Origin of the sequence: Luteibacter sp. UNCMF366Tsu5.1, assembly GCF_900119235.1 — a bacterium.
GTDB classification, from domain to species: domain Bacteria; phylum Pseudomonadota; class Gammaproteobacteria; order Xanthomonadales; family Rhodanobacteraceae; genus Luteibacter; species Luteibacter flocculans.
In genome coordinates this window covers 308392-332134 of sequence record NZ_FPIS01000001.1, presented here as the reverse complement: position 1 = coordinate 332134, position 23743 = coordinate 308392, and the positions used below count along the sequence as shown (strand labels likewise).

Genomic DNA, 23743 nt, shown 5'->3' with positions numbered 1-23743 from the left:
CGTCATCCCTGGAGATTCCATGCGCCACCCGTTCCGCAACGTCCTTCTCGCCTGCGTCCTCGCCGCCACGGCGTTGGGCCTGGCCCGCCCGGCCGCCGCCGCGCAGACGGCCCCCGAGTTTGCCGGCATCGCCGCCTGGCAGAATTCCAAGCCCCTGACCATGCGCCAGTTGCGCGGCAAGGTGGTGCTGATCGATTTCTGGGCCTACTCGTGCATCAACTGCCTGCGCACCCTGCCCCACGTCACCCGCTGGTACGACCAGTACAAGGACAAGGGGCTGGTGGTCGTCGGCGTGCACTCGCCCGAGTTTCCCTTTGAAAAGCAGGAAGCCAATGTCCGCGACGCGATCGCCCGCTACGGCATCCACTATCCCGTGGCGCAGGACAACGACCTCGCCACCTGGGACGCGTGGGACAACCAGTACTGGCCGGCGGAATACCTGGTGGACCAGCGCGGCAACGTGATCGCCCATCACTTCGGCGAGGGCAACTACCTCGAGATGGAAAACGCCATCCGCACGTTGCTCGGCCTGCCGCCGCTTACCGACGACAAGGCGCCTGCCACCGATACCGACGCGCCCGACTTCACCCGGATCGGCTCGCCTGAGATGTACTTCGGCAGCGACCGCAGCCAGAACAACGCGAGTCCCGAGGGCGCGCGCACCGGCACGCGGGATTTCACTGCACCGTCGCGCCTGGATCTCAACCAGTTCGCCCTCGTCGGCCGCTGGGAGATCGGGCGGCAGAACGCCAGCCTGATCAGCGCGACCGGCGAGATCCGCCTGCACTTCAAGGCGAAGAAGGTCCACATCGTCGCCAGCGCCAACGACCCGGTGACCGTCGAGGTGCTCGTCGACGGCAAGCCGCAAGCCCCGGTCGTCGTGCAGAAATCGATGCTCTACACGCTCTACAACGGCGACGACTACAAGGACCACGTCCTGACCATTCGCATCCCCAAGGCGAACTTCCACGCCTTCACGTTCACCTTCGGCTGATCGAGGCTGTTCTGGGAGCTGCCATGGCGGCGAGGGAATCTTGCCGGTGGGAGCCAGCCTGCTGGCGATGGGAGCTTGCCTCGCGGCCACACCGCTTTGTTGGCCTTTCAAGTTGCCGTTGTGGGAGCCGCCATGGCGGCGAGAAGCCGATGAAGCGGTGTAGCCGTGAGCCGGTTCCCTCGCCGCCATGGCGGCTCCCACAAAACAGAAAAGGAGTTGCAAAGAGTGTTTCTTAAGATATATCGTACGACCACTACGTACGATATATCGGAGAAGCACCATGCACTTTTTCCATCACGCCAGGCACCACTTCATGGACTCCATGCAGGCCATCGGCCGGGGCGGGCGCTTCGGCGGGGGCGGTCCGTTCGGCTTCGACGACCGCGACGGCATGCGGGGTGGGCGCGGCGGCGGTCGTTTCGGCGGTCGCATGTTCGGTACGGGCGACCTGCGCCTGCTGTTGCTCGCCCTTATCGAAGAGCAACCGCGCCACGGCTATGAACTGATCCGGACGATCGAAGAAATGTTCGAGGGCCAGTACAGCCCAAGCCCCGGCGCCATCTACCCCACGCTGACCATGCTCGAAGAACTCGGCTATGCGCGCGTCGAAGCCGAGACCGGCGGCAAGAAGCTCTATGCCATCACTGACGAGGGTCGCGCGTTCCTTGCCGAGAACCGCGACACCCTGGAAGCGTTGACCGAACGGTTGCAGGTCATGTCCCGGCACATGCGCCGGATGAGCGTGCCGAACCCTGTGCGCGAAGCGATGCACGCGCTGAAGCACCAGCTCATGAATCACCACAAGAGCTGGGACGACGACGAGGCTCGTCGGGTGGCGAAGCTGATCGAAGCGACCGCGAAGGCGGTGGGGGAACGCCAGGGATGAGCGACCGGCATGCCATCGTGCGGGTGCGTCACCCGCTGAAGATGCGCCCGTTGCAGGTCGTTCGCGTGGTTCGGCTCACGCCACACATGGTGCGTGTGACCCTCGCGGGTGATGACCTGCACGACTTCGTATCCGCCTCGCCGGACGATCACGTGAAGCTGTTCTTTCCCGTGGCGGACGGCGCGCTGAACCTGCCGACGCTGGGCCCGGAGGGCCCGGTCTACCCCGAAGGCGTCGAACCGTCGCCGTCACGCGACTACACACCGCGCCGGTACGACGCAGCACGCCAGGAACTGGAGATCGACTTCGTCCTGCACGGCGAGGGCCCTGCTTCCACCTGGGCAGAGCACGCCGCCGTGGGCGACCGCCTGGGCGTGGGCGGCCCGCGCGGCTCGATGATCGTGCCGCGCGACTACGATCACTACGTGCTCGTCGGCGATGCCACCGCCCTGCCCGCTATCGGTCGCTGGTTGGAAGAATGGCCCGAAACGATCCCCATGACCGTGCTCGTCGAAGTGCCGTCGAACGAGGAACGCCAGGTGCTGCAGCGCGATGTCCGCTGGTTCGTCGCAGGCGAATCGCCCGGCCTCGACGAAGCACTGGCGTCGCTGCCCTTGCCTCCGGGCGACACCTTCTGGTGGGTCGCCACGGAATCCGGACGGGCCCGTGCCATGCGCTCCCTGCTGGTGGAAAGGCGCGGAATCGACAAGGACTTCGTCAAGGCAACCGGCTACTGGCAGGCATGAACACATAACCTTGGCGGCGCTCGGGTTACCCCTAAGGGCGATAGTGCTATGGGAGTAGCTTGATGCGGCGCGGCAGGAAAATCGTGGCTTGGGTGGTCGGGATACTCGTTCTGCTCATCGTGGCAGTGGTGTTGTTCATCGCCTTTTTCGACTGGAACCGGCTCAAGCCTACGATCAACGAAAAGGTCTCCGAGGCGATCGGGCGGCCTTTCGCCATCCGCGGCGACCTCTCGGCACACTGGTCGCGGGAGCCAGGCGAGAGCGGCCTGGTCGGATGGATCCCCTGGCCGCACTTCACGGCGCGCGACATCAGCGTGTCCAACCCCAGTTGGGCCAAGAACCGCCAGTTCGCGACGCTCGATACCGTAGAGTTCCGGCTTTCGCCGTTTCCGCTGATCGCGCACCGGATCGTCATTCCAGAAGTCCGACTCGGCCAGCCGCATGTCGCGCTGGAGCGCACGAAGAATGGCGACAACACCTGGACGTTCAAGTTGCCGGAGAGTGCCGGTCCGTCGGAGTGGCAGCTCGAGTTGAACGCCATTGCCTTCGACAAGGGCCATATCGACCTCACCGATGCCATGAACCGGATCACGATGGGCATCGACGTGACGCCGCTCGGCAAGGGCATTCCCTTCGACGAGATCATGGCGCAGCAGGAAACCGATGCACGCGCGCAGGCCAAGCGCACCACCGGCGCCAGTGCGAAAACCATGGCGAAGACCGACGCCGACGAGAAGGACCGGCAGGACACCACCAAGAAGAAGCAGGTCTATTACTTCGCCTGGGACGCCAAGGGCACCTACAAGCAAGCCACGCTCTCTGCCAAGGCGCGCACGGGTGGTGTGCTTGCGTTGCGCGATGCCGATAAGCCGTTCCCGGTACAGGCCGATGCGCGTTTCGGCGATACGCATATCGCCTTCGTCGGTACCCTCACCGATCCACTGAACATGGGCGCCCTCGACGTGCGCCTGTGGTTCTCGGGCACGAGCATGTCGCACCTGTACGACCTCACCGGCGTCACCTTGCCGGACACCCCGCCATTTGCCACGGAGGGACACCTGCGCGCGAACCTCAAGAAGGGCGCCAGCGTCTATACCTATGAGAACTTCAGCGGCCGCGTCGGTGGCAGCGATCTCGGCGGGAGTCTCGTTTACGACACGCGTGGGACGCGGCCCAAGCTCAGCGGCAGCCTCAAGTCCAACCAGTTGCTGTTCAGCGACCTCGCGCCGCTCATCGGCGGCGGCTCCGATAAGGAAAAAGCGGAACGCGGCGACACGGTCGCCCAGCCGGCCGACAAGGTGCTGCCGGTCGAGCCGTTCAAGACCGACCGCTGGAACGCCATGGATGCCGACGTGACCTTTACCGGCGTCAAGATCGTTCACGGCGAACGCCTGCCGATCGACAACCTGTCCACCCATCTGATCATGCAGGACGCCGTGCTGACGCTCGATCCACTGAAGTTCGGCGTGGCGGGCGGTACGGTCGGCAGCAACATCAAGCTCGACGGCTCGCGGACGCCGATGAAGGGTGGTTTCAACCTGGGCGCGCGCCATCTCAAGCTGAAACAGCTGTTCCCCTCGTTCGCCCCGATGCAGACCAGCTTCGGCGAGTTGAACGGCGACGCATCCCTCACGGCCACGGGCAATTCGCCCGCTGCCTTGCTGGGTACGCTAAATGGCGAGGTCAAGCTGCTGATCGATGACGGCGCCATCAGCAGTTCGCTGCTGGAGCTGGCGGGCCTCAATGTCGGCAGCTACGCGGTGAACAAGCTGTTCGGCGACGAGGTGGTGAAGATCAACTGCATGGCCGCCGATCTCGTCTCCACCGACGGCGTCATGGATTCGAAGCTGTTCGCCTTCGACACCGAAAAGGCGCTGATCAACGTCACCGGCAACGTCAACTTCCGTGACGAGAAGCTCGACCTCGACATCGTGCCGCACACCAAGGGGTTCCGGATTTTCTCTTTGCGCTCCCCGCTGTACGTGCACGGCACCTTCAAGAACCCGTCCCCCGGCGTGCATGCCGGCCCGCTGATCCTGCGTGGCGGCGGCGCCGTGGCCCTGGCCGTTTTCGCCGCCCCTGTGGCCGCGGTAGCCGCCCTGGCCGTTCCCGAAAGCGGCCAGGCGGATGCAACGCATTGCAAGCCGTTGCTGGACGACCTGCGCAAGGCGCCGCCCAAGGCGAACGCAAAATAGCGCCCGCCCTGCCCGATCGCTACGGCGCGGTGCTGTCCAAGCCCGCGCCGTTCGGGCAAGCTTCGCGGCATGTCGCCGTCCCGCAAAGCTCACCTGCAAATCCACTTCTGCGTCCTGCTCTGGGGCTTCACCGCCATCCTCGGCAAGTTGATCGTCCTGCCCGCGCTGCCGCTGGTCTGGTGGCGCATGCTCTTGGTGTCCGGCACGCTGCTGCTGGTACCACGAGTGTGGCGCGGACTGCGCGCGATGCCGCCACGCTTGCTGCTCTCCTATGCCGGCATCGGCGTGATCGTCGCCCTGCACTGGCTCACCTTCTATGGCGCGATCAAGCTGGCGAACGCTTCGGTCGCTGCGACCTGCATCGCGCTGTGCCCTGTGTTTCTCGCGCTGGTCGAACCCTGGGTGACCGGGCGCCGCTTCGACCCGCGGGAGCTGCTGGTCGGCGCTGCCGTGGTCCCCGGCGTGGCACTGGTCGCGGGAGGCCTTCCCGGCGACATGCGGCTGGGGCTTGCGGTGGGCGTGTTGTCGGCCGTGTTCGTGGCGTTCTTCAGCGCCTGGAACAAGCGGCTCATCGAGCATGCCGATGCGCTGACCGTCACCTTCGTGGAACTAGGCACGGGTGCGCTGTTCCTCACCGCACTGGCGCCCTTCTTCGTGGCACCTGCGTTTGTCGTGCCCGACCTGCACGACGGCGTGCTGCTTCTCGTGCTTGCCTTTGGCTGCACGCTGCTGCCTTTCGTGCTCGCCCTCACCGCGTTGCGCCACCTTTCGGCATTCGCCACGCAGATGGTCACCAATCTGGAGCCGGTGTACGCGATCGTGCTCGCCATTCCGCTGCTCGGCGAGCAACGCGAACTCGGTTGGAGCTTCTACATAGGCGTCGCCATCATTCTGGGCGCCGTGTTCGCCCATCCCTTGTTGCATCGCAAAGACAAGGCGAAGGCGGAGACCGGCGACCTCGTCGCGCCGTGAACGCCTAAGGGTGCGTCGCGTCGGCCGCGCGGAAGGCGAAACCGAAATACCGGTCGAGCGAGAGATCGGGATGGAACGGCACGGTGCAACTGCGCTGCGGATTCTCCCAGCGGTCCTGCAGCTCGTAGCCTAGCGCCGCAAGGCCACCCAGGAATTCCCGCTCGGCCGTCACCCGGTAGGGGCAGCAGGCGGTACCGATGTTCTGCACGGTGAAGTACGACTCCCGCATGTGGATCGGCACGGAATTCAGCAGAAGAAACCGGGGCCGGTGCGGCATACCCGCCAGCGCCTCCGCCAGCGCATAGCGCAGGTATTGCAGCGACCCGGCGGCAAACAACACGTCGGCGCCGGAGGCCTGGGCGACGTCCGCGGCGAAATCCAGGCGGCGCTGCGGATCGTGCTCGCGCGCCCATCGCTCGCCGGCTGCGTTCACCGCAGGCACATCCATGACCGTCCAACGCAGACCCTGCGGATACGCCACGTATTTCTGGTACGCGTAGTAGGCAATGCCGATATGTCCGCCGATGTCGAACACGCGACGCGCGCCCTCCCCGAACCAGCGACCGAGCCAGTACATCATCGGGTAATCGTTGATGAAGACCCGGCGCGTGCGCTCGCGATAAAGCTCGGCGGACTCGCTGTTGTCGTAGCCGACGGCATTGGCCTCCGGAATGCTCGCTTGCGCCTCGTCGAAGCTGCGGAACACACCGCGGTACAGATGATGCGTCAACGCGCGGTGGGCAAAGAACCGGCGCTTGTAGCGCGCTTCGAGCCACGAGCGCACCAACGGTAAGGTGGCCTTCGCATCCTGATACACAGGGGTCGCGACCTGGGTGTTCATGGCAAAGCTTTCCACAGACGACATGCGAGCCAGCTTGCTCCCGCATTTCCGCTGCGCCTATAGGACCGGAGCCTAGACCGTTCGGCCGAGGGTGGCCGCTACGAGGTCACGGGCCGCCGGTCGCGCAACTCCCGGCGCGCGCGATGCAGTGTGCGATAGAGCCAGCGCATCGGCGCGTACGCGTGGAACCCTGCCGTGACAGGCGTGGAGCGGATCACATACAGCGAACCGCACGGTTCGGCACGTGTCGAGAGCAGCCGCTTGTACTGGTTATCGCCGTAGCCGAAGCTGATGCGTTCGCCCGGAAAGCGGTCGATCAACTGGCGCACGGCCTGGAACACCGCCACCGAACCGATGCCCACCTTCGCCACGACCTCGTCGTAACCGAGGTCGTCCACGAGGTAGGTACCGCCGATACGGTAGCCATGCACGTAGGCCAACGGCCGCCCGTCGCGCACCACCACGTGACCGATCAGGTGGCCCGCGTCCGCGAGACGTCGGAACAGCGCCACACGCTCAGGCAGCTCCCAGTCGATCGGCAGATCGTCGTGGTGCCAGGTGCGTGCATACACCTCGTTCATCAGACGGCAATAACGTGCCATGTCCTCGCCGCGGTCGAAGACATGCAGCGCGGCATCCCCACCGAGCTTGCGATAGGCGCGACCGACACGCTGCAACTGATCGGCGCGCTTCTTCTTGTCCATGCCCGCAAGCCAGGCCTCCGAAGACGCCTGCGGGTCGATCGACCAGTGCACCTGATCGAGCAGATGCGCCGCAACGATACGAAAGCCAGCCTGCGCCGATAACGCCATCGCGAAGCGGTTTGGCAGGTCCGCCTCCTGCACGCGGACGACGCGGATCTCGCGGTTGGCCGCCAGTTGCCGCGCCACCGTTCGCTCGACCGTGGCGCGCTCCTCGTCGTTCGCCACCACGCCGGTACCGAGCAGCCGCAGTGCTGCCCCACGGTAAAGGCGAACCCGGCGACCGGCGATGTCCAGCCGCGCCGTGTGGTCGATGGCAAGCAACGGCAGATACCCGGCAACATGCCCGCGACCGTCATGCACCACCACCACATGGGGCACGGTGCCATCGTCCCGGCTGGTCACCTCGAACGCGATCCAGTCGGGATGCTGCACGATCCCGTTTGCGGCGCCCGGACACTCGGCCACGCGTGCGAGCTCGTCGCGCCATGCGTGCAGCGCGTCCAGGCTCTCGACGATCGAACAGACGTAACTCATGAGCTGGCCTTCGCGACCGGTGGATGGATGGCGTGCAGCACGCGCACGAGCGCACGGCCAGGCGGCCCCAGGCGGCGGCCAAGTCCGGTCATCAACTGGACGTCGTCCGTCGTCCAGTAACGGACGAGAAGGCTTCCGGGCACGTACAAGGCCATGAACGTGACCGCGCCGACGATGAAGCCGAGCCGCGACGGCGTGGCAGCGGTCGCCGCCCAGGCGGCCAGCGTGGCAACGAGACCCACCGCGAACAGCCGTGACATCGCTGCGACCGGCAACGCACCGCTCGTGGCCTTGCGCAGGTAATGGATGGCGAGCGCCATTTCAACGATGCGCGTACCGGCGTAGGTGAGCACGGCGCCGGCCAGCCCCAGCGGGGGTACCAGCGCGACGCCGAGCACGAGGTTCGCGACGAGTGCGACGACCGCGATGCGGATGCGGTCATCCTGGCGATCGACTACGGTCTGGAACGCGGCGATGCCGTTACCGATCAGCAGCAGACCACCGAGCACGAGGGTGGCCTCGATGGCGGGAATGGCATCGACGTACCGCGTGCCGTACATCAGTCGCACGATCTCCGGCGTGGTGACGACGCCCAGTCCCGCGATGGCGACGCCGACTGCCCAGTAGAAACGTGTGGCCTCGGAAAGGAAGCGCGCGGCGCGCGCGGTGCCGCTCTCACCGAAGGTCTTCGCCATGTAGGGAAGCAACGTCGAGGTCAGCCCCACCGAGAACAGCTGCACCGCGCCGCGCGTGAGCGTGCCGGCGATCGCGAAATAGCCCACCGCGACCGAACCGGTGAACGTGGTAAGCAGAAAGACCTCGATCGTGCCCGCACGAAACGAGCCCATGAGCACGAGGCCCGCCGTCAGGCGCAAATGGCGGTTCACCCGCTTCGCCACGGTCGGCGGGATGGCACCCGCCGCATAGGGGCGACAGTAGTGGCGGTAGGCGAGGCGGTTGATGACGTTGAGCAGAAGGCAGGCCAGCGTGAACAGGGCCACGAACGACACCAGACCCGCATGAACCAACATGGCCGCAAGCACCAACAGCATGCCAACGATACCGCCGACGACGGTCGCGATGGCCTCGGGCTCGAAGCGTTCCTGTCCCTTGCCGATGGCGACGAGCATGGCGTAGTTCGCCTTGGCCACCACCGCCACGACCACCAGTGCCATCACCGGCAACAGCGAGCCTTCCCATTCGGATGGGCGAACGACGCAGGCCACGGCGACGAACAAGGCGATGACGATGGCAGAACTGACCGTCTGGATGCGCGAGAAACGCGCAGCAAGATGCGAGCCGAGATTGGGGTCACCCATACCATCGGCCTCGGCGATGAACTTCGTCGACGAGGTCGTAAGCGCATGGTTGGAACAGACGATCAACCAGCCGCAAAGCCATATCGTGAACGCATAGCGGCCAAAGTCCGCGGGACCGAGGGAACGCGCGATCCACACGCTCATCAACAGCCCCAGCGCGTACTCGATGTACGTGGACACCGTGACGATACCGACACTGCGCAATACGGCGAGACGACGATTCATCGCGATACCCCCGCGACCGGATGCGCGCCGACACCCGCCGGCTGCGCCATCATCCACTGCGCCACCCCTGCTCCACGGTTGTTCCAGTTGAAGCGCCGCGCGGTGTCGGAGATGGCGGCGCACTCCGTGCTGTAGGAGGCCGCCAGTGCGGTGAAGCGGCGTTTGAGCGCCGCCGCCTGCGCGGGATCTTTCTCGAAGTACCACGCAGCGGCGATCGGCAGTCCGAGTTCCACGTCGTGGCCGTCGCTGTACCAGCCCTCGCTTTCCTGGATGGCGGCCAGGCTTTCGGTGCTCGCGTGTGCGGAAGACCAGTACCAGGCGATCAGTCCACGAGGTCCGGAGCATCCGTTGCGCCAGTCGTGCGGCGGCACCAGGAGCTTCGGGTCGATCCAGCCGTACGTGTCGAGATAGCGGCCGAAGCCCGTGATCATCGTAGGAATGCGCGGATCGCCCGTCACCAGCCATGCATGCCACAGACCGTCGATGATGTTCTCGCTCATCCAGGGCGAACTGCCGCGCACGTCACCGCTGCCGTTCGGATCGTTCTCGTGAACGTTCCAACTGTTGCGCCAGGAGCCGTCGTTGCCCAGGCCATCGGGATTCGCACCCTGGTGCTCGTACAACCAGCCCACGCGTGCGTCGATGCGTTCGCGGTAGCGCGGATCGCCCGTGAGTTCAAAGGCGGCCACGGTCTCTAGCAGACCCAGACCCGCCAGCCGTTCGGTGAAATAGTCCTTGGGATGGCGATACGGCCCGGGCGGCCCGTTCCAACCGCCGCTTTGCCAAAGGTCCGCCATCTTCGCAACCGTCACGGCATCGTGCATCGAGTCGTCGCCGGTCAGTGCCATGGCGAGCAGGATCGGTTCGATATAGACGTACTTCACGTCGCAGGGCTTTCCGTCGGGAAGCCAGCCGCCCCCGCAGGAAGGGCTCACAGGGAGACCATCACGCTTGATCCCGGCCATGTACCAGCGGTAGCTCACCTCGGCCGCTTCGAGATAGTCCGCACGGCCACTGCGCACGTACGCCTTGAACAGGGTCGACGGACGATCGAACAGCCATGCCGTGGGGTCATCCTTGGGCAAGGCTCGGGCCCAGCGGAACTGGGCGTCCACGTAGCGCGCATAGGCTTCGTCGCGCGAAGCGACCGACTGCGGACCGGCGATCAGCGATGCCGTCAGCCACGCTGGCGTGAGCGTGGCCAGCGCAGCCGGGCGACCATCGATCAGACCGTCGCCATAGGGCCACGCGTGCGTCTGCATCGTGCGCGGCGCATCGAACGCGAACCGATAGACGCCGGGCGGTCCATGAAACTGCACGCGCACCGCACGAATACCGCCAGGGCCCACGTGCCAAGCGAGGCTGGGGGTCACGGACGCCGCTACCTCGTAACCGTTCGCATCAAGGATGCGAACCTGCGCAGCGTCCCGAAGAAGGCCCGGCGGAAATGGGATCCCCACCGTCACCGGGAGATCGTCGCCCTTGCCCGCCAGTCGGTGGACTTCGAAGGTCGTATTCGCGGTCGTCTTCGTGGGCGACGCGTCGCCAAGGAGAGGAAACGCCGCAAAGGCCAGGCCAAGCAGGCAAGCCAGCACGACAAGCACGTGACGCGACGCGGTTGACGGCGCGACGTCGCCCGTCGCCATGACGTGGTAACGGCGACGACGGCCTCGCAAGGTCACGCTCGCGTTCATGCCACCGACGCAGCGCGAACGTCGCTGCCGGCCAGATGGTGTTCCCACGCGAGCGCGGTTCCCACGATCACGTCGAGATCGTCGTAGCGCGGTGTCCATCCGAGCACCTCGCGCAGGCGATCGCTGCGCGCGATGAGGCTGGGAATGTCGCCAGGGCGACGCGGCAGTTCCACCACATTGAGGCGATGGCCGGCCACGCGCGCGACCGCGTCCAGCACTTCGCGAACGCTGTAGCCATGCCCGTAGCCACAATTCAGCGTGAGCGAATCGCCACCGCCGCGCAGATAATCCAGCGCGCGCAGGTGTGCCGCGGCGAGGTCTTCCACGTGGATGAAGTCACGTACCCCCGTGCCGTCCGGCGTGTCGTAGTCCGTGCCGTAGATGGAGATGCAGGGCCGCTTGCCGACGGCGTGCTCGCAGGCCACCTTGACCAGCAGCGTTGCCTGCGGCGTGGAATGACCGATCCGGCCCGACGGGTCGCAGCCGGCCACGTTGAAATAGCGGAGGATCACATGACGCATCGCGCCCGTGGCACACCAGTCGCGCAGCATCGTCTCGGACATGAGCTTCGACGTGCCGTACGGATTGATCGGTCGTGTCACGGTGTTCTCGTCGGCGACACCGGCTTCGGTCGTTCCGTAGACGGCGGCCGTGGACGAAAAGATGAACTTGTCCACGCCAGCGCGTGCGCAACAGGCCAGGAGGTTACGTGTGTTGCAGGTGTTGTTGCCGTAATACTTCAGCGGATCGCTGACCGACTCCGGCACCACGGTATGCGCCGCGAAATGCAGCACGGCATCCACGCGATGCGCTTCCAGCACACGGGAGACGAGGTCCATGTCGCCGACGTCGCCTTCGATCAGGACCGCGCCTTGGACGGCCTCGCGGAAGCCCGTGGAGAGGTTGTCGAGCACCACGACGCGATCGCCGCGCCCGACCAGTTGCTGCACCGTATGGCTGCCGATGTAGCCGGCACCGCCTGTGACGAGGACCGAGTTCATGCGTGACTCCGGGCGAGTGCCGGTGGGAAGTGGCGCGTGAGCCAGCCGCCGACGCCATCGAGAAGACGTGCCCGGTCGCCGGTGAGGATGTAGGTGTGATCGGCCTCGGCGATGTAGCGCGTCGTCACGGCGGGATGCTTCATCACCCGTCCAAAGCATTCGCGGAATTGCCGGGCATGATTGAAGTAGGCGCTGATGCCGCCGGAATAGACCAGATAGAGCTTCATGCCCCGCGAGACCATGCCGGCAAAGTCGGCGATGACTTCCTCGCGCGGCGCCGGCGCCACCGCAAAGACGGGTTCGCTGGCCGGCTTGGCCTCGCGTTCGCTGTTGGCTGCGCCAGGTCGCAGCATACGCGCCCAACGTTCCGGGTCGGTAAGACGCGGCAGGTAATGGCGCAAACGATGACCGAGCGTGCGATACGCGTATCCATCGAGAAACACCGCCCCTGAGATGCGCGGGTCGGTCGCGGCGACGATGTGCGCGTTCTGCGCGCCGGAGCACAGGCCGAACAACACGAAGCGAGTGCAGCCGGCGCGCTCGGCGAGCAGCTTCATCGCGTCATCCACGTCCGCACACACCTGCTGCGTGCGGGTCTGTCCACCGCCCGTCGCGCTGCTGTCGCCGAGCGTCGAGAGATCGAAGCGGAGCGTCGGATAGCCGGCCGCGTTGAGTCGACGGGTCAGTTCCACATGCAGGCGGAACGGTCCGATGCGATGGACCAGCCCCGCATTGAGCACGATGACGCCCGTCTCGCCCGGGTCGGCATCGGGCAAACCAGCGATCCCAACCAGGTGACGGCCTCGACCGAAGCGATGGGCTTCTTCTCGCATTACGCCGTCTCCTTCAAGCGGCCGCTGACGGCCTGGATCAGGGGTTGGGAGAGAATGGCGGTCTCCAGTCGACGCAGGTCGTCCCACGGCGTGGGCGGCGACAGCGCGGCCACGCGACCGCGCGAGGCCACCAACGCGTCCCAGCGCCGTTCTGCCGGGACAGGTAAGGAATCGAGCACCATCGTCGGGACGTCCGCGGAGGCCACGCGCAACGCAGACAGCTGCTCGCGAAACGCGGCGCCGACATCGAAGCCGAGCCACTGCTCGGCCACGTCGGCGTGGCTACGCGGTCGAGTGAAGCGATCGGCGTCCTCGCGCAACGCCGCCTGCATGGCATCAAGCGCCGCGACGTAGGCGTCGCCGTCCAGCACGGGATCCCATGCGATCACTTCGGCAAAGCGCGCACGCGAGGCGGCACAAAGAGCGATGCTGCCGCCCAGCCGGGCGCCGAAGGCCACCACGCGTTCCACACCGGCGCGCCGACGCAGCTCGTCGGCCGCGACGACCGTGTCGGCGACACAACGGTCCCAATCGACGTGCAAGCTGTCGCCAGCGGAGTCGCCTGTACCGTGATAGTCGAAGCGCAGCACCGCGAGCCCCTGTGCCATCAACGCCTGCGCCAACTGCCGGTAGACGCGATGGCAACGGATCAGGTCCTGACCCAGTGGCGGGCACATCAGCACGGCACGTCGTGCGGGCAGCGTCGGCGCGTGATACATGCCGAACAGACCACCGTCGGCACCGAAGAAGAACGGCAATTCCGCGTCAGGATGCATGCTCATCTCCGGTAGACCACGCCGATGAAGAACCGCGTCTCGCGATAATCCTGTCCCACGGCGTCGCTGTTGCGACGCTCGCGGGCCACCGTGGCGTGCCAGCTCCAGTGCCGGTTCCATTGCTGGCCGAGATCGAGGCCGAGTCGCGCGGTCGTGTCCTTGCGATCGATGCGGTCGTACGTCAGCCGGTCCAGTGTGGCGAAGCCGGTCAAGGTGAGCGTCGGCTGCAAGCGATAACCGAGCCCCACGCTGAGGCCGTGATCGGTCTGGTCGAACGTCCGGTCGCCGATGTAGCGAAGCTTGCTGAAGCCCGGGGCGACGGTCAGCGTCAGGCGTTCCGAGCGCCAGTTCCACGTAGCGTCGAGGCGACGCTCCTTGTAGACCTGCGATCCGATGACCGCGCTGCCGACGCCGATGCCCGTGCCGTTGCCGCGCCCGAGCCCCGCGGTACCGGCAAACGGGTCGATCGGCTGCACACCGTCCGACGTGGTACCGACGCCGTAGACACCCGGGGCCGTAATGACGTCTTGCGCCGCATCGGCGTATTGATACACGCCGCTGACCGTGAAGGCATTGCGTGGCGTGGGCTGCCAGCCGATGCGCAAGCGCGCCAACGGCGCTGAAAGATCGCGGCCGCTGTCGAACGACAACCGCGTACCACCGACCAGCACGTCCGCGTCGAATCGCGCCAGCGTGCTGGTGTAGCGCACGAAGGCTTCCTTGCGATCGTAGTTGGCGTCGCTCGGCTGATTGCTGAAATCGATGCGCTGGAACTCGACGTTGGCCGAGATCTGTTCCAACGGCGACAGGTCACGATAGACCCGGAACGCCGCCAGCCCGCGCGACGAGTCGAAGTCGTCGGTCTTCGACGCATAGCTGTTGATGTAGCGCAGTTCGACCTGACCGCGGGCCGCCTCGCCGAAACGCATGCGCAGCGTCGGCCCCACCACCAGCACGTTGGTCTGCTGCTGGTTGCCGGGCGAGTTGCTGGCAAGCTGGTCCACCGGCTGCACGCCGGCATAGTCCTCGATCGACAGATCGAGCCGGTCGGGAGCGATGGTCCAGTTACCCTGCCCGGCCAGTTCGGTCTGCGCCTGGGACGAGAAGTGATTGTTGAGGTACTTGCGGTATTCGAAGGTGCCCAGCACGTTGGCCTGGAACGTCGAGCCGGTCTGCAGGTACTGGAAGGTCGCACCCGGCGTCAGCACGTTCTCGCTGAGGGGCTGATCGGACGACAGCGCGATATTGTTGCTGTGCTCGAGGCCGGCGTAGAGCGTGTAATCGAGTGTCCCTCCGAACGCCGCGACGGGTGCCGATGCGAGCCCGAGCACGATGGCGCGGGTGAGCCTGGACGATGCGGGCATGATCCTTCCCCTGTCCCTTCCCCATCGCGACCTGCCTGCCGCGAGGCGAAGTGCCGCGCTCACGGCGACTGGTTGAACACCACCCCGGCGAGCTTCGCGGGGTCGAAATTGGCGACGGCCTGGTTGATCGCGGCGGGCGTATCCCGGCCGTAGCCCGCAACCAGGACCACGAAGTCGGCGAGGTCCGAAAGAATGCGGGCATCCGGCGAGCCCTTGACCGGCGGCCCGTCGAGAAACAGATAACGGTCCGAATAACGGCAACGCAGTGAATCGAGTACGGCGCGCATGCGGAACGAGGAGAAGTATTCGCCGCTGTTCTCGCGCGACTTGCCGGCCGGAATCAGCCGCAGGCGCGGCACACCCGTGTGGTACATGATCGAGGCGATGCCACGCGACGGATGCTCGAGAAAATCGATCAACCCACCTGTGCGCGGCTCGACACCAAAGGCTTTGTGCTGATTCGGATAGCGCAGGTTGCAATCCACCAGCAGGCTGGTCTTCGATTCGTCGAAGGCGAACGCGGTGGCGAGATTGCGCGCGACGAAGCTACCGCCGGACCGCGGGCTGACCGCCACCACCAGCGTCACGAAATTGTTCTCCCCCGCCATTTCGAGCAGGCGAGTGCGGATGCCGCGAAACGCGTCGGATTGCTGGCGTACCGATTCCTCGCGGTGAATGAGCCGCTTGCGCTCGCAGTCGATCGGCGCCAGCGCGCCGCCCTCCTCGCGCATCCGCGCAATGGAATGGTTCGCGGTGTGCGGGTCGGCGTGATGCGGGGCGACCACGTCGCCGATTTCGATGTTGTCGGCAGCCATCTTGTTCATCGTCAGCCCTTCATTCGCAGCCAGAAGACCAGCAGGTACACCGCGCCGACGCCGGCCACGATCAGCACGAGCATCGTGTTGTGCAGTTGTTCGCGGCGACGGTCGCGCGGCGTGGGATAGAACGGCACGGTGGCGAGCACGGGGAAGCCGGTCGCGCGTTCCAGTTGGGTCACCGAGCGCACGCGCGGATCGAAGCGCGCCAGGGCGAACAGCAAGCCGAACGGAATCGCGAGCGAGAGGGCAAGACCGGCCAGCCCGAAGTGCATGAAACGCAGGCCCGACGGCACCAGCGGCATGACCGCAGGGTTCTGCACGAGGAAGGTCAGACCGCGCTGCTCCGCATCGAGGTTCATCGACACGCGCGCATTCTCGCGGCGCTTCAGCAGGTCCTGATACACGTCACGATTGACGGTGTAGTCGCGCGTCAGCTCCGCCGTGACGTTCTCGGAATTGGCGATGCGCTTGCTGCGTTCCAGTTCGGCTTGCAGCATCGCTTCACTGGCACCGACCCGTGCCGCGCTCGCCGCGGCGTCGCTGCGCACGGCGGCCAGTTGCAAGCGCATCTGCTGGTAGACCGGGTTCATCGTCACTGCGTGGTCGAGCGGCAAGGCGCCGCCGACCGGACGCTGCGCAGCCGCCGAGCTGGCCTGCTTGCGCAGATCTTCGATCTGGTGACGCAGCCGCACCACGTCCGGATAGTCCTCGGTGTAATTGAGCCGCAGCGTGTCGAGCTGGGCTTGCAGGTCGGCCTGCTGGGTCTGGTAGATCCCGCCCACGGTCTGCACCGCATTGACCTCGGATTCGCCGCTCAACTGCGACGACAGCGCTGCCGCCTGCGACTGCTTCTGCATGTAGTCCATGCGGTTGCTTTCGATCTGCGTGCGCAACTGGCTGATCCGCGCATTGGTGTCGATCTCGCTGCCGGGCCGCGCGTCGGGGTTGGCGTCGCGATAGGCTTTCAGCTTGTCCTCCGCGTCGGTGAGCTTGGTGCGGTATGCCTCGACCTGGCTGTTGATGAATTCGTACGCTTCGCGGCTCTCGCGCTGCTTCGAGGCCAGGCTCTCGCTGATGAAGAGCTGGCCGAACGCGCGGGTGACCTCGAAGGCACGCTTGGGGTCGGAGTCGAAATAGCTGATGGTGATGAGGTTGTCGCGGTTGTTGACGATGCGCGTCCGCGACTTGATGCCGTCGACGATCTTGTCCCTCTCCACCGGCGACGGATTGCCGGCGAGCCATCCGCCGGTCTGCAGGATCTCGTCGAGCACCTTGCGGCTGAAGATCACGTCACGCGCGATGCCGGCGCGGTTCTTGTTGCCCGTGGCTGCCGCGGCACCTTCCATCAACGGCGTGATGATGCTGGCTTCCTGGGCGAGGATCGTCGTCGATGCCTCGTACTTCTTGGGCCACACGCTGCCCACCGCGAGCGCCACCAAGGCGATTCCCGCAAACATCACACCCATCGCGACGCGCCGTCTGCGCGCCTCGCCGATCAGTGCGGGCAGCATGCCCGCGAAAGGAACGAGTTCCCCGCTCATCGAAATACCCCTTGCTCCCGCGGTACGCGGGATCGGTCAGAAAGCGCGTTGCGGCACCGTGATCACGTCGCCCGGCTGCACCGGGTAGTTGTTCGCGAGGTCGCCCTGCTGGAGGATCTTTTCCAGACGCACCGCATAGGACTGCGTCGATCCGCCGTTATTGCGGCGATACAGCTCGGTGCGGTCGGCCGCGGCGAATTCGGTGGTGCCGCCAGCGGCGAGCACCGCGTCGAGCACCGTCATGCCCTGTCGATAGGGAATGGAAATGGGACTGCGCACGGCGCCGGTCACGCGAACGCGCGACAGGTATTCGTGGCTGCGCAACGCAGTGAGGATCACGGCGACCTGCGGATCGCGAATGTACTGCGCAAGTTTTTGCTGGATCTCCGCCGCCACTTGCTCGGTGGTGCGACCACCCGCGGGCACGTCACCGACCAGCGGCACGGTGACCTTGCCGTCAGGCCGCACGGGCACGCTGACGCTCAGGTCCGGGTTGTGCCAGACGGTGACCTGCAACTGGTCGTCGACGCCGATGAGGTAGGCGTCCACGGCCTGACTGCCAGCATCCGGCTTGGGTGGGGGCAGCGTGCTTCCACCCGTGGCGCACGCGCCCAGGAGCACGGCGGCGGCCAACATGGCGATACGATTCCAACGGTTCATGATGACCATCCACCCCTGTGACTTCGTCGAGCGGTATCGTCATTTCTATGCACCGCGGCGTCCATTCGACAGCCCGCCTATGCCATTCGACCGACGGTACGAACACGCGCTTTGGCCCATGCTCCGCGCGTGGCCATCTTCGTGGACATCGTCTCCCGTCTTTTGCATCCCGCCGTGCAAGCCCTGCTACTGGGCGGGGTGTCGATGGCGTTCGTGCTGAGACGCAGGCCGCTCGCCGCGCTCGCGTTGGCCTGCGTAGCGCTCGGCTGGCTGTGGCTGGCATCTACGCCCGCCTTCGCGCTCTCGCTGAGGCGTCCGTTGGCGACGCCTGCTGCCTCGATCCGACCGGGCGCCGACGCGATCGTGGTGCTCGGCGGCGGCAAGCTTCCCGCGATCGACTGGTCGGCGTCGACGACGCGCGCGGGGACGGGGCTGGCCCTGTGGCGCGCCGGATTTGCGCCGCGCCTGCTCGTGTCAGGCAGCGATCAGGCGAGACAGCTGGCGGAGGGGTATACGTCGTCGGGCGTTCCCGAACGCGCCTTGCGCGTGGAAGCCGCCAGCACGAACACGCATGAAAACGCGACCTATTCGGCGGCCCTGCTTCGCGAGACGGGGGATACGAACGTACTGCTGGTGACCTCGTCCATCCATATGCGCCGCGCCGCGGGGGCTTTTCGCCATGAAGGTCTTCGGGTGTCGCCGGTGCCCGTCACGGAGATGGACGTAAGCCTGTTCGGCGCGCCGCGCTGGGTGCCGACCCGCGGCGCACTGACCCTCACGGCGCGGTGCCTGCGCGAGTACGTGGCGCTCTGGACGTACGGACAGCGGGGCTGGCTCTGACGGCGAGTGGCGAAAAGCCAAAAAAGCGCGCGTGTGGGAGCCGCCATGGCGGCGAGAAGCCGACGAAGCGGTATAGCCATGAGGCAGGTTCCCTCGCCGCCATGGCGGCTCCCACAAGAAAGGCGGCCGCCTAGGGATCGTCGGATTCGATCTGCAACGAGGTCTTGCCATCCCGACGGATCAGACCGGGGCCGAACTGGACCACTTTGCCGTCCTTCAGCACGACGGTGTAGTCCTTATGGGAGAAGGAGAAACGGCCCGGGCGGCGATCGAACCAGTTGAGCACCTCGTAACCGACGATGCTGCGATCGGAATCGGGCCGGCCCAAGCGGTCGATCACCTCGTCGCGCCCCGTACCGACGTCGAGCCGGGCGATCTTGGCCCCCATGCCCTGACACCCGGCAACCCCGGCCGCGAGGGCAACCACCACGATCGCTCGCTTCATCCTCATCCCCAGCGGTACGACATTCGCAGGATGGTAGCGCACCGTCGCAAAAGCGCGCGACCTTGCCGGCAAACTGACGCCGCCTGCGGTATGACATCGCTTTTGGACCAGGGAGACTATCGTGGCGTTGTTCGAGAGCATGCTCGTGCTGTCCCTGCTCGCGATCGTGCTGCTGCCGCTGTCGCGCAAGCTGTCGCTACCCTACCCGACGGTACTGGCGGCGGCAGGCCTGGCGGTCGCGGCGCTGCCATGGGCACCGAAGATCGAGATGGATCCCCAGCTCGCCCTGGCGCTGTTCATCGCGCCGGCTCTGCTGGATGCGGCCTACGACATGCCGCTGCGCACCCTGCGGCGTTTCTGGGTACCGACCGTGGCATTGGCCGCCGTGGCGGTGATCCTCACCGCGCTGGCCGTCGCCTGGCTCGGTGTCGCCTGGGCGGGCATGCCCTGGGCGGTGGCGCTGGCCCTGGGGGCGATCGTCGCGCCGCCCGACGCGGCCGCCGCTGCCGCGATGCTGTCGCGCCTCACCCTGCCACGTCGGACCGTGCAGGTGCTCACCGCGGAAAGCCTGCTCAACGACGCAGTGGCGCTGCTGATCTTCGGCGCGGCCGTCGCCACGGTCACCTCGGGCGACGGCTTCGCACGTACGTTGCCGTCACTGGCGCTGGCGGCACCCGGCGGTGTCGTGCTCGGCATCGTGATCGGACGGCTGTACGTCGTCGTGGCGCCACGCCTGCACGGAACGCTCGGCGCCACGCTGCTCGAATTCGTGGCGACCTTCGGCGTATGGGTGCTTGCTGAAGAACTGGATCTATCGCCGATCCTCTGCGTGGTGTCCTATGCCATGGTCATCGCGCACTTCTTGCCAGCCCGGCAACCGCCACGCGACCGCGTCCACTCGTACTCGGTGTGGGCCGCCATGGTCTTCTTCTCCAACGTCATCGCGTTTCTGCTGGTGGGTCTGCAGGCCCGCACCATCTTGAGCGGCATGCACGGCGCGGCCCTGACCGACGCACTCGCCTTCGCGGGTACTGCACTGGCGGTGACGATCGCGGTGCGCGTGGTATGGGTGATGCTCTACAACCGCTCGCTCCACTGGCTGTGGCCGCGTCGCGAGGCCAACCCCACGCTAAAGCAGGGCGTGGTCGCGTCATGGTGCGGCATGCGTGGGCTGGTCACACTGGCGACGGCGCTTGCATTGCCGGCGGACTTCCCCTCGCGCGACCTCATCGTGCTCACGGCATTCGCGGTAGTGCTCGGCACCCTCGTGTTCCAGGGCACTACCCTTGCGTTCCTTGTGCGGTGGCTGCGTTTCCCGCCCGATCGTTCCCTGGACGAAGAACTGAGCCGCGTGCGCCTCACCCTGCTCGATGCCGCCGAAGCGACGCTGAAAGATGAGAACGACGACGCGGCGGAGCACATGCGGCATGTCTATGACGACGCCCGACGCGCCGCCGAAGTCGGCGAACCGCTGCCAGGCGCCAAGCGCATCGTGACCTTGAAGCGGCGCGGCATCGATGCACGACGCGAAAAGCTTCACGCCATGCGGCATGCAGGCGAAGTGGAAGACGACGTCTTCCACGTGATCGAAAGCGAACTGGACTGGGCGCAGCTCGCGGCGTCGTCACCCGAGGAACTCGAAATCGAAGAAGGGTGAGGGCCCCGCGACTGGTCAGGGCCTAGCGCGTGGAGGCCGGTGCGGGCATCTGACCCACCGGCTGGCCGCGCGAGTCGAGCAGATGCCCTTGCGCGTCACGATCGTGGGCGTTCGCATCCTGCACCTCAGTGGTGACACCGGGTTTGCCCGGCATGACCGGCGGCAGACCACGCTCGGTGGCACCGGCATCCGAGGCGGGAGATAGCGGCGCCGCAGCCGGATGCTGCATGGACGAAGGTCTAGCCGGCGAAGGTGCGTTTTTCACCGGCGCATTGGCCGGTGGCGTGGCGGGGGCCACCTGTGCGACGACGGGCGTCGACAGTAACAGGGACAGCAGGATCACAGGTTTGCACGGACGCATGGCGGCTCCGAATGCGCCGCGAAGGCGACGCTTGCAGCACAAGGCTAGCGTCGCCTTCGTGAAGCCGGTGCGTCCGCGCTCAGTTGAACTGGTCGGGGTCGGGGCCCATGCGCTTGCCCGCATCCAGCTCGTCGATCGCCTTCATGTCGTCGGCCGTGAGTTCGAAGTCGAACACGTCGATGTTGGCGGCGATACGTTCCGGGGTCGCCGATTTGGGAATCACCATGTGTCCCCACTGCATATGCCAACGCAACACCACCTGGGCCGTGCTCTTGCCCAGACGCTTGGCGATGCGCTCCAGCACGGCATCCTTCAACAGGTCACCGCCCTGACCGAGCGGACTCCATGCCTCGGTGACGATGCCCCAGCGGGCGTGTGCTTTCACCAGTTCGCGCTGGGCGAAATACGGGTGCAGTTCGATCTGATTCACCACCGGCACCACGCCGCTTTCGTCGATCAGACGTTGCAGGTGATCCGGCTGGAAATTCGACACGCCGATCGAGCGAATACGGCCTTCCTTCTGCAACCGGACAAAGGCCTTCCACGTATCCATGTAGCGGTCGCGCTTGGGCGTCGGCCAATGGATGAGGTACATGTCGAGATAGTCGGTGCCGAGCCGCTGCATGCTTTCATCGAAGGCGCGCAGCGTCTCGTCGAAGCCTTGATGTGCATTCCACAGCTTGGTCGTAAGGAAGATGTCGCCACGCGCCACGCCGGAGCGCTGCATGCCGTCGCGCACGCCGCGTTCGTTGCCGTAGATCGATGCCGTATCGATGGAGCGATAGCCCGCGGCCAGCGCGGCCGCGACCGCATCGGCGGTCTCGCCATCGGGAATCTGGAAGACGCCGAAGCCGAGCTGCGGCGCCTTGTTGCCATCGTTGAGCGTGAGAAGCGGAACGTTCTCTGTCATGCATGATCTCCATTGCTAGGACCACCGATCATGATGACCGATCGTCCCGCATGCATGGCGTGATGGTTCAGTCGCCGCGCGCCGCATAGTGGGTTTCTACGTACTCGTCGAGGATCGCCACGAACTCCTCGGCGATGCGGTCGCCGCGCAGGGTCATCGCCTTCTCGCCGTCGATGAACACGGGTGCGGACGGAGCTTCGCCATTGCCGGGCAGCGAAATGCCGATGTTGGCGTGGCGCGACTCGCCCGGGCCATTCACGACGCAACCCATGACGGCGAGCGTGAGATTCTCTACGCCGTCGTACTTCACGCGCCACACGGGCATCTGTTCGCGCACATGGCCCTGGACGGTCTTCGCGAGCTCCTGGAAGAACTCGCTGGTAGTGCGCCCGCACCCGGGGCATGCCGTGACCAACGGCGTGAAGGCACGCAGGCCCATGGTCTGCAGGAGTTCCTGCGCGACGATGACCTCCGCGGTGCGCGACTGGCCAGGCTCCGGCGTGAGCGAGATGCGGATGGTGTCGCCGATGCCTTCCTGCAGCAGCACGGCCAGCGCAGCCGCCGATGCGGTGATCCCCTTGGAGCCCATACCCGCTTCGGTCAGGCCGAGGTGCAAAGCGTAGTCACCACGACGCGCCAGATCCCGGTAGACCGCGATGAGTTCCTGAACGCCCGAGACCTTGCAGGACAGGATGATCCGCTCGCGCGGCAGGCCGAGATCCTCCGCCCGTGCCGCGGAGTCGAGCGCGGAACGGATCAGCGCCTCACGGGCCACGTGGCCGGCATCCCACGGCACCGCACGACCGGCGTTCTCATCCATCAGCACGGCGACCATGGACTGGTCGAGCGAGCCCCAATTGGCGCCGATGCGAACCGGCTTGTCGTAGCGGATCGCCATCTCGATGATCGAGGCGAACTGGGCATCCTTCTTCTTGCCGAAGCCCACGTTGCCGGGGTTGATCCGGTACTTGGCCAGCGCCTCGGCGCAGGCCGGCTCGCCTTCCAGCAGCTGATGGCCGTTGTAGTGGAAATCGCCGATCAGCGGCACCGAGACGCCCATCATCTCCAGGCGTTCGCGAATGCGCGGCACCGCGGCAGCGGCGGCCGGCGTATTCACGGTAATCCGGACCATTTCCGAACCGGCACGGGCCAATTCGGCCACCTGCTTCGCGGTGGAGACGGGGTCTTCCGTATCGGTGTTGGTCATCGACTGGACGACGATGGGCGCACCACCACCGACCTGAACGCGGTCGATCGTGACACCCACGCTGGGGCGGCGTGCGCCGGCTTCCGCGGGACGCGGGCGGCTGGAGAGGTCTTCGGTCATAGGCCGCGATTTTAGCGCATCGGCATGACGGACCGCCGCACGCGAGTGACGGCCGCCCGGACCACCCGCCTGCACAAGGCGGCGACCCCGTATCCCGATA

General features: G+C 66.0%; 22 protein-coding genes. 7 read left to right on the top strand and 15 right to left on the bottom strand.

The annotated features are described in order from the left end of the window. Positions 1 to 19 precede the first annotated feature (19 nt). The 5 genes from BT115_RS01490 to BT115_RS01470 all read left to right on the top strand — a co-directional run bounded on the left by BT115_RS01490 (position 20) and on the right by BT115_RS01470 (position 5793). Positions 20 to 994, top strand: a complete 975-nt coding sequence (locus BT115_RS01490; RefSeq protein WP_072320787.1) for a thioredoxin family protein — start codon at positions 20 to 22, stop codon at positions 992 to 994. A gap of 280 nt (positions 995 to 1274) precedes the next feature. Then, positions 1275 to 1880 carry a PadR family transcriptional regulator gene (locus BT115_RS01485; protein WP_177257343.1) on the top strand — a complete coding sequence of 202 codons (606 nt, stop codon included), beginning with the start codon at positions 1275 to 1277 and terminating at the stop codon, positions 1878 to 1880. Continuing rightward, on the top strand, positions 1877 to 2626 hold the full coding sequence (locus tag BT115_RS01480) for a siderophore-interacting protein (RefSeq protein ID WP_072320786.1): 750 nt from the start codon (positions 1877 to 1879) through the stop codon (positions 2624 to 2626). The genes BT115_RS01485 and BT115_RS01480 overlap by 4 nt, the downstream gene beginning before the upstream one ends. Before the next feature lie 62 nt (positions 2627 to 2688). Further along, positions 2689 to 4821: an AsmA family protein gene (locus tag BT115_RS01475; protein ID WP_072320785.1), complete on the top strand. Its 2133-nt coding sequence runs from the start codon at positions 2689 to 2691 to the stop codon at positions 4819 to 4821. A gap of 69 nt (positions 4822 to 4890) precedes the next feature. Continuing rightward, positions 4891 to 5793 (top strand): DMT family transporter, encoded by a 903-nt coding sequence (locus tag BT115_RS01470; protein WP_072320784.1) that lies wholly within the window; start codon positions 4891 to 4893, stop codon positions 5791 to 5793. A 4-nt stretch (positions 5794 to 5797) separates the two neighbouring features. Here BT115_RS01470 and BT115_RS01465 read toward each other — a convergent pair whose 3' ends face one another. The 11 genes from BT115_RS01465 to BT115_RS01415 all read right to left on the bottom strand — a co-directional run bounded on the left by BT115_RS01465 (position 5798) and on the right by BT115_RS01415 (position 18103). After that, positions 5798 to 6634 carry a TIGR04325 family methyltransferase gene (locus tag BT115_RS01465; protein ID WP_072320783.1) on the bottom strand — a complete coding sequence of 279 codons (837 nt, stop codon included), beginning with the start codon at positions 6632 to 6634 and terminating at the stop codon, positions 5798 to 5800. A 98-nt stretch (positions 6635 to 6732) separates the two neighbouring features. After that, a complete protein-coding gene (locus tag BT115_RS01460; protein ID WP_072320782.1) occupies positions 6733 to 7872 on the bottom strand; it encodes a GNAT family N-acetyltransferase in 1140 nt (379 codons plus the stop codon). Continuing rightward, positions 7869 to 9416 (bottom strand): oligosaccharide flippase family protein, encoded by a 1548-nt coding sequence (locus tag BT115_RS01455; RefSeq protein WP_072320781.1) that lies wholly within the window; start codon positions 9414 to 9416, stop codon positions 7869 to 7871. Before BT115_RS01455 ends, BT115_RS01460 begins: the two co-directional genes overlap by 4 nt. Further along, a complete protein-coding gene (locus tag BT115_RS01450; protein WP_143144428.1) occupies positions 9413 to 11098 on the bottom strand; it encodes a hypothetical protein in 1686 nt (561 codons plus the stop codon). The genes BT115_RS01455 and BT115_RS01450 overlap by 4 nt, the downstream gene beginning before the upstream one ends. A gap of 8 nt (positions 11099 to 11106) precedes the next feature. Further along, a complete protein-coding gene (gene galE, locus BT115_RS01445) occupies positions 11107 to 12111 on the bottom strand; it encodes a UDP-glucose 4-epimerase GalE (protein ID WP_072320779.1) in 1005 nt (334 codons plus the stop codon). Next, positions 12108 to 12944, bottom strand: coding sequence for an alpha/beta hydrolase (locus BT115_RS01440; RefSeq protein ID WP_072320778.1), 837 nt, complete (start codon positions 12942 to 12944; stop codon positions 12108 to 12110). The genes galE and BT115_RS01440 overlap by 4 nt, the downstream gene beginning before the upstream one ends. After that, positions 12944 to 13720, bottom strand: a complete 777-nt coding sequence (locus tag BT115_RS01435) for a serine aminopeptidase domain-containing protein (protein ID WP_072320777.1) — start codon at positions 13718 to 13720, stop codon at positions 12944 to 12946. Before BT115_RS01435 ends, BT115_RS01440 begins: the two co-directional genes overlap by 1 nt. A 2-nt stretch (positions 13721 to 13722) precedes the next feature. Then, entirely contained in the window at positions 13723 to 15084 is a 1362-nt protein-coding gene (locus tag BT115_RS18335) for an outer membrane beta-barrel protein (RefSeq protein WP_072320776.1), read from the bottom strand. Between the two features lie 59 nt (positions 15085 to 15143). Continuing rightward, positions 15144 to 15908 (bottom strand): polysaccharide biosynthesis protein, encoded by a 765-nt coding sequence (locus BT115_RS01425; protein WP_083527228.1) that lies wholly within the window; start codon positions 15906 to 15908, stop codon positions 15144 to 15146. Positions 15909 to 15910: 2 nt separating this feature from the next. Beyond that, a complete protein-coding gene (locus BT115_RS01420; protein WP_072320774.1) occupies positions 15911 to 17443 on the bottom strand; it encodes an XrtA system polysaccharide chain length determinant in 1533 nt (510 codons plus the stop codon). Positions 17444 to 17479: 36 nt separating this feature from the next. Then, a complete protein-coding gene (locus BT115_RS01415) occupies positions 17480 to 18103 on the bottom strand; it encodes an XrtA/PEP-CTERM system exopolysaccharide export protein (protein WP_072322180.1) in 624 nt (207 codons plus the stop codon). Positions 18104 to 18232: 129 nt separating this feature from the next. Here BT115_RS01415 and BT115_RS01410 point away from each other — a divergent pair, with 129 nt between their 5' ends. Then, positions 18233 to 18943 (top strand): YdcF family protein, encoded by a 711-nt coding sequence (locus BT115_RS01410; protein ID WP_143144427.1) that lies wholly within the window; start codon positions 18233 to 18235, stop codon positions 18941 to 18943. A gap of 130 nt (positions 18944 to 19073) precedes the next feature. Here the strand turns inward: BT115_RS01410 and BT115_RS01405 are convergent, their stop codons facing one another. Next, the gene (locus BT115_RS01405) at positions 19074 to 19388 is read right to left on the bottom strand and encodes a hypothetical protein (RefSeq protein WP_072320772.1); all 315 of its coding nucleotides are present in this window, start codon (positions 19386 to 19388) and stop codon (positions 19074 to 19076) included. Positions 19389 to 19509: 121 nt separating this feature from the next. On the opposite strand from BT115_RS01405, the gene BT115_RS01400 reads away from it, so the two are divergent. Beyond that, complete coding sequence (locus tag BT115_RS01400; RefSeq protein ID WP_072320771.1) at positions 19510 to 21045, top strand: cation:proton antiporter; 1536 nt, start codon at positions 19510 to 19512, stop codon at positions 21043 to 21045. 22 nt (positions 21046 to 21067) lie between these two features. Here the strand turns inward: BT115_RS01400 and BT115_RS18330 are convergent, their stop codons facing one another. From BT115_RS18330 to ispG, 3 genes are all read right to left on the bottom strand, one after another. Beyond that, the gene (locus BT115_RS18330; protein WP_143144426.1) at positions 21068 to 21406 is read right to left on the bottom strand and encodes a hypothetical protein; all 339 of its coding nucleotides are present in this window, start codon (positions 21404 to 21406) and stop codon (positions 21068 to 21070) included. A 79-nt stretch (positions 21407 to 21485) separates the two neighbouring features. Next, on the bottom strand, positions 21486 to 22316 hold the full coding sequence (locus BT115_RS01390) for an aldo/keto reductase (protein WP_072320769.1): 831 nt from the start codon (positions 22314 to 22316) through the stop codon (positions 21486 to 21488). 67 nt (positions 22317 to 22383) lie between these two features. Continuing rightward, positions 22384 to 23643, bottom strand: a complete 1260-nt coding sequence (gene ispG / locus BT115_RS01385) for a flavodoxin-dependent (E)-4-hydroxy-3-methylbut-2-enyl-diphosphate synthase (protein WP_072320768.1) — start codon at positions 23641 to 23643, stop codon at positions 22384 to 22386. Positions 23644 to 23743: the final 100 nt, after the last annotated feature.